The sequence below is a fragment of the Actinomadura citrea genome, from assembly GCF_013409045.1.
Taxonomy (GTDB): domain Bacteria; phylum Actinomycetota; class Actinomycetes; order Streptosporangiales; family Streptosporangiaceae; genus Spirillospora; species Spirillospora citrea.
The window spans coordinates 4,073,626-4,085,842 of sequence record NZ_JACCBT010000001.1 but is presented as its reverse complement, the minus strand read 5'-3'; the positions used below and the strand labels follow the sequence as shown (position 1 = coordinate 4,085,842).

9 protein-coding genes are annotated in these 12,217 nt (G+C 73.8%); 5 read left to right on the top strand and 4 right to left on the bottom strand.

What is annotated here, in order from left to right; translation table 11 throughout:
* Positions 1–40: 40 nt before the first annotated feature.
* The 3 genes from BJ999_RS19210 to BJ999_RS19200 are packed head-to-tail and all read right to left on the bottom strand — an operon-like array spanning position 41 to position 3,155.
* Positions 41–868, bottom strand: a complete 828-nt coding sequence (locus BJ999_RS19210) for a carbohydrate ABC transporter permease (protein ID WP_179834565.1) — start codon at positions 866–868, stop codon at positions 41–43.
* The gene (locus BJ999_RS19205; RefSeq protein WP_179834564.1) at positions 865–1,857 is read right to left on the bottom strand and encodes a carbohydrate ABC transporter permease; all 993 of its coding nucleotides are present in this window, start codon (positions 1,855–1,857) and stop codon (positions 865–867) included. The genes BJ999_RS19210 and BJ999_RS19205 overlap by 4 nt, the downstream gene beginning before the upstream one ends.
* A complete protein-coding gene (locus tag BJ999_RS19200; protein ID WP_179834563.1) occupies positions 1,854–3,155 on the bottom strand; it encodes an extracellular solute-binding protein in 1,302 nt (433 codons plus the stop codon). Before BJ999_RS19200 ends, BJ999_RS19205 begins: the two co-directional genes overlap by 4 nt.
* Before the next feature lie 267 nt (positions 3,156–3,422).
* Between BJ999_RS19200 and BJ999_RS19195 the strand changes: the two genes are divergently transcribed.
* From BJ999_RS19195 to BJ999_RS43625, 3 genes are read left to right on the top strand one after another with little or no spacing between them, the layout of a single operon-like run.
* Entirely contained in the window at positions 3,423–4,481 is a 1,059-nt protein-coding gene (locus tag BJ999_RS19195; protein ID WP_179838658.1) for a LacI family DNA-binding transcriptional regulator, read from the top strand.
* Positions 4,478–6,799, top strand: a complete 2,322-nt coding sequence (locus tag BJ999_RS19190) for a beta-xylosidase/alpha-l-arabinosidase (protein ID WP_179834562.1) — start codon at positions 4,478–4,480, stop codon at positions 6,797–6,799. Before BJ999_RS19195 ends, BJ999_RS19190 begins: the two co-directional genes overlap by 4 nt.
* Positions 6,796–8,319 (top strand): glycoside hydrolase family 43 protein, encoded by a 1,524-nt coding sequence (locus BJ999_RS43625; protein WP_179834561.1) that lies wholly within the window; start codon positions 6,796–6,798, stop codon positions 8,317–8,319. The genes BJ999_RS19190 and BJ999_RS43625 overlap by 4 nt, the downstream gene beginning before the upstream one ends.
* Here the strand turns inward: BJ999_RS43625 and BJ999_RS19180 are convergent.
* Positions 8,316–9,521: an ROK family transcriptional regulator gene (locus tag BJ999_RS19180; protein WP_179834560.1), complete on the bottom strand. Its 1,206-nt coding sequence runs from the start codon at positions 9,519–9,521 to the stop codon at positions 8,316–8,318. The genes BJ999_RS43625 and BJ999_RS19180 overlap by 4 nt on opposite strands.
* A gap of 92 nt (positions 9,522–9,613) precedes the next feature.
* On the opposite strand from BJ999_RS19180, the gene xylB reads away from it, so the two are divergent.
* Positions 9,614–10,996, top strand: coding sequence for a xylulokinase (gene xylB / locus BJ999_RS19175; RefSeq protein ID WP_179834559.1), 1,383 nt, complete (start codon positions 9,614–9,616; stop codon positions 10,994–10,996).
* Between the two features lie 10 nt (positions 10,997–11,006).
* Positions 11,007–12,167 (top strand): xylose isomerase, encoded by a 1,161-nt coding sequence (xylA, locus tag BJ999_RS19170; protein WP_179834558.1) that lies wholly within the window; start codon positions 11,007–11,009, stop codon positions 12,165–12,167.
* Positions 12,168–12,217: the final 50 nt, after the last annotated feature.

Below are 12,217 nucleotides of genomic sequence, written 5' to 3'. Positions count from 1 at the left end.
GGCTTTCATCGGCCGCCGGGGACACGGCACGGCCGCGGGCTCAGCCCTTCGTCGCGCCCGCGGTGAGACCTCCGATCAGCTGGCGCTCGGCCACCGCGTAGAAGGCGATGGCGGGCACCATCGCCAGCACGATGTAGGCGATGACGAGCGCGTAGTTCGTCGAGTACTGCCCCTGGAACTGCTGGATGCCGACGGGGATCGTCTGCCATTTCGGGTCGGCCAGCACCAGCAGCGGAAGGAAGAAGTTGTTCCAGCTCGTCACGATGGCCAGGACCGACACGGTGCCGAGGGCGGGCCTCGCCATCGGCAGCAGGATGCGCCAGAAGAACCCGAACCGGCTGCAGCCGTCCATGATGGCGGCCTCCTCCAGCTCCGCCGGGATCGTCCGGAAGAACGACCGCAGGATGATGATCGTGATGGGCAGCGCGAACGCGGCCTGCGGCAGGATGATGCCGAGGGGGTTGTCCAGCAGCCCGAACGAGCGCAGCAGGACGAACAGCGGCAGCACCGCCACGGCGGGCGGGAACATCAGGCCGGCCGCGAACAGCGTGAAGAAGAACTCCCGGCCCCGGAAGGCGTAGCGGGCGAACGCGAACGCCGCCAGCGCCGCCGCCGCGACGGCGAGCAGCGTGGTGGCGACCGCGATCATCACGCTGTTGCCGATCTGCCGCCAGAAGTCGCCGGACGACAGGATGCCGGTGTAGTTCGACACCTTCCACGGCCCAGGCAGCCCGGCCGGGTCCGTGGTGAGGTCGCCCGTCGTCTTGAACCCGGAGAGCACCGCGTACAGCAGCGGGACGACGATGAAGGAGCCGAGCACCCACACCAGGGTGTGCCGGGACGCGCTCCGCGCGAGGCCCGCCCTCATCGGCGGGCTCCCGCGGAGGTGACGGCGCCCTGCAGGTCGCGGCGCAGCGCGTAACGCTGGTAGAGCAGGGAGAAGACCATGCTGATGAGGAACATGGCCACGCTGATCGCGCTTGCGTAGCCCATCTGGTACCGCTTGAACCCGAACTGGAACATGGTGACGGCCATCGTCTCCGTGGAATTCGTCGGCCCGCCGGTCGTCGTGACCCATACGAGGTCGAACAGCTGGATCGAGCCGATGACGGACAGGAATACGCTGATCCGCAGCGTCGGCCCGAGCAGCGGCAGCGTGACGCCGCGGAACCGCCGCCACGGCCCGGCCCCGTCGATCGAGGCCGCCTCCAGCACCTCGGCGGGGATGCCCTGCAGCCCGGCAAGGTAGATCATCATGTGGAAGCCGAAGTACTTCCAGGTCATGACGGCGAACAGGGTGGGCAGCGCGGTGCCCGGGTCGGAGAACCAGGTGCCGGCGAGGCCGCCGACGAGCGGCAGGCCGCCGACGAGCGTGTCGGCGAGCCCGGTGCCCGGCAGGAAGATGATGCCGAAGAGCACACCGGCGATCACCTCGGACAGGATGTAGGGCGCGAAGAAGACCGCCCGGTAGACCGCGCGGCCGCGCATCCGCTGGTTCAGCAGGACGGCCGTGCCGAGCGCGATCGGCAGCTGGACGGCGATCGACAGGACGACCAGGACCAGGCCGCGCCACAGGTCGCCGCGGAAGACGGGGTCGGCGGACAGCTTCCGGTAGTTGTCCAGGCCGGCGAAGTCCTCGGGCCGGCCGAAGCCGCCCCAGGTGAAGAAGCTCGTGTAGAACGCGACGAAGATCGGGATCAGCACGAAGAAGAGGAACAGCAGCAGCGCCGGGAGGAGGAACCAGGTGGCCGACATCCAGTCGCGCAGCCGCCGCCCCGCCGGCGCGCCGCGGGCCCGCCCGCGCGGGGCCCGCACGGCGGGCCGCGGCCGGTCGTCGGTCGTGGCGGACAGCGTCATTGGCTCTTGGCCGCCTTGGTCACCTGCCGCACGACCTCGTCAGGGGTCCCCTTGCCGCCGACGAGGGCCGCGACGCTGTCGTTGACCTGCTGCCCGACGGCGGGCGGGAAGGCCTGGTCCAGGTAGAGCTGGAACCCGCTGGAGCCGGCCAGCGCCTGCGCGACCTGCTTGCGGTTCGGGTCGCCGAGCGCGCTCTCGGCGCCCTTGACGACCGGCATGAAGGCGCCCGAGGAGACGAGCTTGCGCTCGTTCTCGTCGTTCATCAGGAACGCCAGGAAGTCCAGTGCCTCCTTGGGCGCGTCCTTGCTGAGCGAGTGGCCGTTGCCGCCGCCGAACACGTCGGTGACGGTGCCCAGGCCTCCGTCGACGGTCGGGAAGGGGAACCAGCCGAGGTCGTCGCCGATGCCCTTGCCTGAGGCGTCCTTCTCCACCGACGGCGCCCACTGCCCCATCAGCTCCATGCCCGCCTTCCCGGCGCCCATGGTGGCGGCCTGGCCTCCCGGCGCGTCGTAGCCGGCGTTCTGGAAGCCGCCCTGGAAGGGCTGGAGGTCGACCAGTTCCTTGAGGTGCTGCCCGGCCTGGACGAACGCCGGGGCGGTGAAGTCGGCGGACCTGGCGGCCTGCTCCATCGCGGCCATGCCGCCGACGCGCATCGCCAGGTAGGCCCAGTAGTAGTGGCCGGGCCACTTGTCCTTGCCGCCCAGCGCGATGGGGGTGACCCCGGCGCCCTTGAGTTTGCGGACGGCGTCCAGGAACTCCGCCCAGGTCTTCGGGGTGTCCTTGATCCCGGCCTTGGCGAAGTGCCGCTTGTTGTACCAGAAGCCCACCATGCCCATGTCGTAGGGGATGGCGTAGGTCTTGCCGTCGAACTGGTACGCCTTCTGCGATACCGGCGTGATGGTGCCGAGCAGGCTCGCACCGTCGGAGGTGAGGTCCTTCACCAGCCCCGCGTCGATCTGCTGCTTGAGCACCCCGCCGCCCCAGGTCACGAAGACGTCCGGGAGCTTCCCGGAGGCGACGAGCGCCGTCATCTTCGACTTGTAGGCCTCGTTCTCCAGGTTGGTGAGCTTGATTCTGACGTTCGGGTGCGCGGCCTCGTAGGCCTTGGCGATCTGCGGGTAGAGGGTCTTGGACGGCTCGGTGGTCGCGATGTCCATCCACTCGACGGTCACCTTGCCTCCTCCCGATCCGGAGTCGCCGTCGCCGCAGGCGGCGAGCAGGGGCGCGGCGGCGGCCAGCACGGCGCCCGCGGAGACTGCGGTGAGGAGGGAACGGCGCGACAGCGGTGGGATGCCCATGATGGCCTCCTGGATCGGGGGTGGGCTCGGCCGGGAGCGGCGGCACGGGACCGCTCGATCGAAACTTTTCGAAATTCTTCGGGCTTGCCGTTGCCGTTGGACTCTAAGAAAGGGCCCCCTCACGGTCAAGGCTTCGGCCGCGAGTGACCTAAATGGAACGCTTGAGAAGTCCAGGACCGGGACTAGGAGAGCGCGAAACATTGCGATACTGTTCGCAATCGTTTCCTCGGGGAGGAGAGAAGCGTGCCCGTGCGCACCACCGACGAGATGCCGGACCCGCCGTCCCGGCCGACCCTGGCACTGATCGCGTCCGAGGCGGGGGTGTCCCCCGCCACGGTCTCCAAGGTCCTCAACGGCCGCACCGACGTGGCCGCCGCGACCCGCGAGCGCGTGGAGGCGCTGCTGCGCACCCACAACTACCCCGGCCCCGGCGGGTCCCGGCGCGCCCGCAGATCCGGTCTGATCGACCTGGTCCTGGCCGGGCTGGACAGCCCGTGGGCGGTGGAGATCCTGCGCGGGGTGGAGGCCGAGTGCGCCGAGCACGGCACCGGCGTGGTCGTCTCACTGGTGCGCGAGGACGACGCCCGCCCGCCGAGCTGGCAGAACCTGCCCGCGCTGCACCACAGCGACGGGGTCATCCTGGTGACCTCCCGGATGACGCGGCGCCAGCGCGAGCAGCTGGAGCGGGCCGGCGTCGGGCTCGTCCTGGTCGATCCGGTGAACCTGCCGGACGCCGAGATCGCCAGCGTCGGCGCCACCAACTGGGCGGGCGGGCTGGCCGCGACCGAGCACCTGATCGGGCTCGGCCACCGCCGCATCGCGATGATCGGCGGCCCCGCCGACATGCTCTGCACGCAGGCCCGCGTGGACGGCTACCGGACCGCCCTGGAGCGCGCCGGGATCGAGGTCGACCGGGACCTCGTCCGGTACGGCGACTTCCACCACCGGGGCGGGTACGCCCGGACCCGCGAGCTGCTGGCGCTGCCCGAGCCGCCCACCGCGGTCTTCGCGGGCAGCGACGAGCAGGCCATGGGCGCCTACCAGGCGGCCCGGCTCGCCGGGCTGCGCATCCCCGAGGACCTGAGCGTCGTCGGCTTCGACGACCTGCCGACCTGCGAGTGGCTGTCGCCGCCGCTGACGACCGTCCGGCAGCCGCTGGAGGAGATGGGCCGCGTCGCGGCCCGCACCCTGCTCCAGCTGCTGGACGGACGGCCGCCGCTGACCCCCCGCGTGGAACTGGCCACCGACCTTCGGGTGCGCGCCTCCACCGCGCCGCCCCCGGCCTCGCCGTCCCGCACCTCGCCGTCCCCCACGGAGGAGCGATGACCGAAGCCGTCCCGGCCCCGAGCACGATCCGCGGGCCCTGGCAGGACCGCGGGCTGCCGGTCGCCGAGCGGGTCGCCGCCCTGCTGGCCCGGATGACGCCCGAGGAGAAGGCGGGGCAGCTCGCCGGCTTCTGGGCGATGCCGGCCGGGCCGGGCGAGCCCGTGGCGCCGATGGAGGACGACTCCCACGAGACCGCCCCGCGCCTGGAGGAGATCCTGGACCGCGGCCTCGGACAGCTCACCCGCGTGTTCGGCACCGTGCCGGTCGGGGCGGCCGAGGGCGCCGCCCGGCTCCGCGAGCTGCAGGGCCGCGTCGCCGCGGGCAACCGGTTCGGCGTCCCGGCGATCGCGCACGAGGAGTGCCTCAACGGCTTCATGACATGGGGCGCCACCGTGTTCCCCAGCCCGCCCGCCTGGGGCGCGACCTTCGACCCCGAGCTGGTCGGCGAGATGGCCGCCGCGATCGGGGCGAGCATGCGGGCGGCGGGCGTCCACCAGGGCCTCGCGCCCGTGCTGGACGTCGTCCGCGACGCCCGCTGGGGCCGTACGGAGGAGTGCATCGGCGAGGACCCGTATCTCGTCGGGGTCCTCGGCACGGCCTACGTGAGGGCCTTGGAGGGGTCCGGCGTCGTCACCACGCTCAAGCACTTCGCCGGCTACTCCGCCTCCCGCGCCGGACGCAACATGGCGCCGACGCCGATCGGTCCGCGCGAGTTCGCCGACGTCGTCCTGGAACCGTTCATGATGGCGCTGCGCGACGGCGGCGCCCGCTCGGTCATGCACTCCTACACCGACGTGGACGGGATGCCCGCCGCGGCCGACGAGCGCCTGCTGACCGGCCTGCTGCGCGAGGACCTCGGCTTCGCGGGCGTCGTCGTCGCCGACTACTTCGGCATCTCGTTCCTGGAGAGCCGGCACCGGGTGGCCGGGTCGCGCGGCGAGGCCGCCGCGCTGGCGCTGCGCGCGGGGATCGACATGGAGCTGCCGACCGTCCGCTGTTACGGCACGCCGCTGATCGAGCTGATCCGGCGGGGGGACGTGCCCGAGGAACTGCTCGACCGCGCCGCCGGCCGCGTCCTGGCGCTGAAGGCCGAACTGGGTCTGCTGGACGGTGCGCCCGCCGGGGCAGGCGGGGCGGACCTGGACTTCGACCCTCCGGAGCACAGGGCGCTGGCGCGGCGGCTGGCCGAGGAGTCGGTCGTCCTGCTGGCGAACGACGGCGTGCTGCCGCTGCGCTCCGGCGAGGGGGTGGTGCTGGCGGGGCCGCTGGCGGACGACCCGTTCGCGATGCTGGGCTGCTACACGTTCCCGAGCCACGTGGGCCGCCAGCACCCGGAAATGCCGCTCGGCGTGAACATCCCGACGCTGGCGGACGCGCTGCGCGCCGAGCTGCCCGGCGTGCGGGTCGCGGCCTCGGCCGACGTGTTCGTCGCCGCGGACGACGACATCGAGGCCGCCGTCGCGGCGGCGCGCGAGGCCGAGGTGTGCGTGCTCGCCCTCGGCGACCGGGCGGGGCTCTTCGGCCGCGGCACGTCCGGCGAGGGCTGCGACGCCGAGACGCTCGCGCTGCCGGGGCGGCAGGCCGAGCTGGCCGCGGCCGTCCTGGACACCGGCACGCCCACGGTCATCGTCATGCTGACCGGGCGCCCGTACGCGATCGAGTCCCTCGCCGACCGGGCCGCCGCCGTCGTGCAGGCGTTCTTTCCCGGCGAGGAGGGCGGCGGGGCCGTCGCGGGGGTCCTGTCGGGCCGGGTCGAGCCGTCGGGGCGGATGCCGATCAGCGTGCCGCGCCGCGCGTCCGGCCCGCCGGTCACCTACCTGCGGTCGCTGATGGACGGCGGGCACGACTGGAGCGTGGTCGACCCCGTCCCGCTCTACCCGTTCGGCCACGGTCTGACCTGGACGTCGTTCGAGTACGAGGACCTGCGCGCGGACGAGCGGGCGGCGACCGACGGCACGGTGACGGTCAGCGCGGTCGTCCGCAACACCGGGGAACGCGCCGGAACGGAGGTGGCGCAGCTGTACCTGTCCGACCCGGTCGCCTCGGTGGTGCGGCCCGCGCGCTGGCTCGCCGGGTGGGCCAGGATCCGGCTGGAGCCGGGCGCGGCGGCGCGGGTCGGGTTCCGGGTGCACGCCGACCGGACCTCCTTCACCGGCCCGGACCTGCGCCGCATCGTCGAGCCCGGCGTCGTCGAGGTCTCCGTGGGACGGTCGAGCGCCGACCTGCCGCTGCACGGCGCGTTCACGCTCGACGGACCCGTCCGCGAACTCGGCCCCGACCGGGTCCTCTCCGTCCCGGTGGAGGTCACGCCGCTGTGACCGCGTTCGGCAATCCCGTTCTGCCCGGCTGCCACCCCGACCCGTCGGTCTGCCGCGTGGGCGGCGACTTCTACCTGGTGACCTCGACCTTCGAGTGGTTCCCCGGGCTGCCGGTCTTCCACAGCCGCGATCTCGTGCACTGGCGTCAGGTCGGGCACGCGCTGGACCGGGCCGGCCAGCTGCCGCTGGACGGCGTCCCGGCGTCCGGCGGCCTGTACGCCCCGACGCTGCGCCACCACGACGGCACCTTCTACCTGGTCTGCACGCTGGTGGACGGGACGAGGTGGTCGGGGCACTTCGTGATGACCGCGTCCGATGCCGCCGGGCCGTGGTCGGACGCGCGCCGGCTGGACGGCGAGGGCATCGATCCGTCCCTGTTCTTCGACGACGACGGGCGCGCATGGTGCACCGGCACCCGGCCGACGGGACGCTACGAGGGCCACACCGAGATCTGGCTGCGCGAGTTCGACCCGTCCGTCCTCGCCCTGACCGGCGAGGAGCACGTGATCTGGGACGGGGCGGTGAAGGGGGCGATCTGGTCCGAGGGCTCCCACCTGTACAAGGTCGATGGCCGGTACGTGCTGCTCACGGCCGAGGGCGGCACCGCCCACGACCACGCCGTGATGGTCGCCCGCGCCGACGCCGTCACGGGTCCCTACGAGGGGAACCCGCGCAATCCGGTGCTGACGCACCGCAACCTCGGGTCCGGGCATCCGATCGTCGGGGCCGGGCACGCTGACCTCGTGGACACCCCGGACGGCGAATGGTGGATGGTGCTGCTCGCGATGCGCCCGCACCACCTCGACCGGTGCGCCCTCGGCCGGGAGACGTTCCTGACCCCGGTCACCTGGGAGGACGGCTGGCCGGTGACCGGCGGGCGGGTCGAGCCGCGCCACCCCGTCCCGTCGCTGCCGCCGCACCCGTGGCCGGCCGCTCCGGCGTGCGACCACTTCGACGGACCCGAACTGGACCCGGCCTGGAACATGCTGCGGACGCCGCGCGAACGCTGGTGGAGCCTGACGGAGCGCCCCGGTCACCTGCGGCTCCGCGTCCGTCCGGAGACCCTCGCCGACGTGGCCAACCCGTCGTTCCTCGGACGGCGCCAGCAGCACCAGGACTTCGCCGCGTTCACCTCGCTCGACTTCGCACCGGCCGATGAGGAGCGGGCCGGGCTCGCCCTCGTGCAGAACAACGACTTCCATGTCCTGCTCGTGTCCACCAGCCAAGGAGTGCGCTTGGTCGGACGCGAGCAGGGGGCCGAGACCGTGCTCGCCGCGGGCCCCGCCGTCCCGGGGCCCGTCCGGCTGGCCTTCGAGGCGCACGGACGCTGGTACCAGGCGTACTACGGCTCGGCGCCGGGGGAATGGGCGCCGCTCGGCCCCCCGGTGGACGGCGACCTCCTCAGCAGCCAGGTCGCGGGCGGTTTCACCGGCGCCTACATCGGCCTCTACGCCACGTCCAACGGCCGGGCGGGCGGCGGCCACGCCGACTTCGCCTGGTTCGAGTACCGCCCGCTCTAGAGGAGCAGCGCGGGGTCGGCGATCACGCGATCCACGACGAGGCCCGCGGCGCCGAGGACCGCGGCGCCCTCCGCCAGGCCGGAGACCTCGACCGGTGGCACGCCGCGCCGCAGCGAGCCCGGCCCCTCCGCGAGGACGCCCTCCAGCGGGGGCCGGATCCAGGCGGCCAGCGGGGAGAAGACCCCGCCGAGCACGATGGTGTCCGGGTCGATCAGGTTGACGGCCGAGGCCAGCGCGCCGCCGAGCGCGCGGCCCGCCCGGGCCACCGCGTCCAGCGCCGCCGCGTCGCCGGCGCCCAGCCGCTCGACCAGCCTGCTCACCGACCCCTCCGGCCCGGCGGCCGGCCGCGTCACCGGCAGGCCCGCCGCGCGCAGCATCGCCTCCTGGCCGGCGATCTGCTCCAGGCAGCCGCGCCCGCCGCAGGAGCACGCGGGGCCGGACGGGTCGGCGACCAGATGCCCGAGCTCGCCCGCGAAGCCGTGCGCGCCGCGGAACACCCGCCCGTCCACGACGATGCCGGCGCCGATCCCGATCTCCCCCGAGACGTGCACGAAGTCGCCGAACCGGGCGCCGTCGCCGAACCACAGCTCGCCGAGGGCCGCGAGGTTGGCCTCGTTGTCGTACTCGGCGGGCAGCGCCGTCGCCAGGCCCGGGGCGCCGGTGACGGGGACGTCCGTCCAGCCGAGGTTCGGGGCGTGCCGCACCACCCCGTTCTCGCGGTCGAGCAGGCCGGGCAGGGCGACCGCGGCGCCGGCGACGGTCAGGCCCTGCCCGGCGACGGCGGCGACCGCCTCGCCCGCGAGCGTGGACAGCGCGGCCAGCACGGCGCCGGGCTCGCGGCCGCGGTTGTCGGAGCTGACGACGTGCCGGTAGCGGACCTGCTTGGCGAGGTCGAGGACGCAGGCGGCGAGGTAGTCGACGTTGACCTCCAGGCCGAGCCCGGCGGCGCCGTCGCCGTGGACGGAGACGCCCACCCCGGGGCGGCCGCGCTCCCCCTCGTGCACCGGTGCGCCGTCCCGCACCAGGCCCGCGCCCTCCAGCAGGGAGACGAGGTTGGACACCGTCGTCTTGGTGAAGCCGGTGAGCTCGGCCAGGCGCGCCCGGGTCACGGGCTGGTGGCGGGCCACGTGCTCCAGGACGACGGCGAGGTTCCGCTCGCGCATCGTCGCGTGCCGGACGGGGGCGTTCGCGGACTTCGTCATGGATGAACCCTAAATGAATCACGTGTATAGGCAGGGCAGAGGCCCTCTGCTAGGTTAATTAGTCCATGCTCTTTACGAAAGGCGGGAACCGGATGCCCGAGAGCCTGGTCGCGGGCGTCGACTCCTCGACGCAGTCGACGAAGGTCGTGCTGTGCCGGGCCGCGGACGGCGCCGTGGTCGCGGCGGCGTCCGCCCCGCATCCGGACGGCACCGAGTGCCACCCCGACCACTGGTGGAGCGCGCTGAGCCAGGTCCAGGACCTGCTCGAACGCGCCGACGCGGTGGCCGTCGCCGCCCAGCAGCACGGCATGGTCGCGCTCGACGGCGCGGGCGAGCCCGTCCGTCCCGCCCTGCTCTGGAACGACACGCGCTCGGCGCCGCAGGCCCGCGCCCTCGTCGAGGAACTCGGCGGCGCGAAGGCCTGGGCGGAGCGGACCGGCAGCGTGCCGCTGGCGTCGTTCACGGTGACCAAGCTGCGCTGGATGGCCGAGCACGAGCCGGACCTCGCGCGCCGCACCGAGCAGGTCATGCTCCCCCACGACTGGCTGACGCTGCGGCTCGGCGCGTCCGAGCCGGTGACCGACCGGGGCGACGCGTCCGGCACCGGCTACTGGTCCCCCGCGACCGGCGCGTACCTGCCGGACCTGCTGCGCGCGGCGCTGGGCCACGACGCCGGGACGCCCCGCGTCGCCGCCCCCGGCGAGCGCGTCGGCGAGACGGCCTGGGGCGCGGCGCTCGGCCCCGGCACCGGCGACAACATGGGCGCCGCGCTCGGACTCGGGCTGGAGCCCGGCGACGTCGTCGTGTCGATCGGCACGTCCGGCACGGCGTTCGCGGTCACCGGGGAGCCCGCGGCCGACGCCTCCGGGCTGGTGGCGGGTTTCGCCGACGCGACCGGCCGGTTCCTGCCCCTCGTCTGCACGCTGAACGCCGCGCGGATCCTGACGGCCGCCGCCGCGATGACCGGGGCCTCACTGGAGGAGCTGTCCGCCCTGGCCCTCGCCGCCGAACCCGGCGCGGGCGGCCTGACGCTGCTCCCCTACCTCGACGGCGAGCGCACCCCCGACCGGCCGGACGCCAGCGGCGTGCTCGCGGGGCTCAGCACCTCCAACGCGACGCGGGAGAACCTCGCGCGGGCCGCCGTGGAGGCCCTGCTGTGCTCGCTCGCCGACGCCGTCGACCATCTCGCCGCGCAGGGCGTCCGGCCGCGCCGCGTCCTGCTGATCGGGGGCGGCGCCCGCGCCGCGGCCGTGCGGGCCCTCGCGCCGGCGATCTTCGGCACGCCGGTGACCGTCCCCGAGCCCGCCGAGTACGTCGCGCTCGGCGCCGCCCGCCAGGCGGCCTGGGCCCTGGCCGCAACGCCGGAACCGCCCGCCTGGCCGGCGCCGCCCGCGACCGAGCACACCGCCGACCGCACCGATGCCGGGGTCCGCGCACGCTACGCGGCGCTGCGCGACACCGCCCCGGAGATCTGAGGAGGAACCCATGAGCGACTACACGCCCACGCCCGAGGACCGCTTCTCGTTCGGCGTCTGGACGGTCGGCTGGCAGGGCGTCGACGTGTTCGGCCCGGGCACCCGCCCGCCGATGCCCGCCGACCGCGCCGTCCGCGAACTGGCCGAGATCGGCGCCTACGGCGTGAACTTCCACGACAACGACGTGTTCGACTTCGACGCCACGCCCGCCGAGCGGCAGGGCGCGATCGACGCGTTCCGCAAGGCCCTGGACGAGACGGGCCTGGTCGTCACCACCGCCACCACGAACCTGTTCGGACACCCGATCTTCAAGGACGGCGCGTTCACCGCCAACGACCGCGACGTCCGCCGGTACGCGCTGCGCAAGGTCATGGACAACCTGGACCTGGCCGCCGAGCTGGGCGCCCGCACCTATGTGTGCTGGGGCGGGCGGGAGGGCGCCGAGTCCGGGGCCGCCAAGGACGTCCGGGCCGCGCTGGACCGCTACAAGGAGGCGTTCGACGTCCTCGGCGCCTACGTCGCCGACCAGGGGTACGACCTGCGCTTCGCGATCGAGCCGAAGCCGAACGAGCCGCGCGGCGACATCCTGCTCCCCACGATCGGCCACGCGCTCGCGTTCATCCAGACCCTGGAGCGCCCCGACACCGTCGGCCTGAACCCCGAGGTCGGGCACGAGGAGATGGCCGGGCTGAACTACGCGCACGGCCTGGCGCAGGCGCTGTGGCAGGGCAAGCTGTTCCACATCGACCTCAACGGGCAGCACGGCCCCCGCTACGACCAGGACCTGCGGTTCGGCGCCGGCAACGCGCGCGGCGCCTTCTGGGTCGTCGACCTGATCGACCAGAGCGACTACGACGGCCCGGTCCACTTCGACTTCAAGCCGCCGCGCACCGAGGACGACCGGGGCGTGTGGGAGTCGGCGGCAGCGTGCATGCGCAACTGGCTGATCCTGCGCGAGAAGGCCCGCGCGTTCCGCGCCGACCCCGACGTCCAGGCCGCCCTGCACGAGGCCAAGCTGGAAGAGCTCGCCCAGCCCACTCTGGCCGACGGTGAGGACTGGCGCTCCGTCCGCGACGCCACCGCCGACGCCGACGCCCTCGGCGCCCGCCGCACCGCCTTCGAACACCTCGACCAGCTCGCTCTGGAGCACCTCTACGGCGTGCGGAGCTAGCAGTGTCTTCCCAGGGGGGCGACCCCCTGGGACCCCCCGTCACGGGCCGG

Bases quoted from the DNA above. Each gene is read 5' to 3' on its own strand.
- xylB (WP_179834559.1), top strand. From the start codon at position 9,614: ATGCCCGAGAGCCTGGTCGCGGGCGTCGACTCCTCGACGCAGTCGACG.
- BJ999_RS19210 (WP_179834565.1), bottom strand. From the start codon at position 868: ATGAGGGCGGGCCTCGCGCGGAGCGCGTCCCGGCACACCCTGGTGTGG.
- xylA (WP_179834558.1), top strand. From the start codon at position 11,007: ATGAGCGACTACACGCCCACGCCCGAGGACCGCTTCTCGTTCGGCGTC.
- BJ999_RS19180 (WP_179834560.1), bottom strand. From the start codon at position 9,521: ATGACGAAGTCCGCGAACGCCCCCGTCCGGCACGCGACGATGCGCGAG.
- BJ999_RS19195 (WP_179838658.1), top strand. From the start codon at position 3,423: ATGCCGGACCCGCCGTCCCGGCCGACCCTGGCACTGATCGCGTCCGAG.
- BJ999_RS19190 (WP_179834562.1), top strand. From the start codon at position 4,478: ATGACCGAAGCCGTCCCGGCCCCGAGCACGATCCGCGGGCCCTGGCAG.
- BJ999_RS19200 (WP_179834563.1), bottom strand. From the start codon at position 3,155: ATGGGCATCCCACCGCTGTCGCGCCGTTCCCTCCTCACCGCAGTCTCC.
- BJ999_RS19205 (WP_179834564.1), bottom strand. From the start codon at position 1,857: ATGACGCTGTCCGCCACGACCGACGACCGGCCGCGGCCCGCCGTGCGG.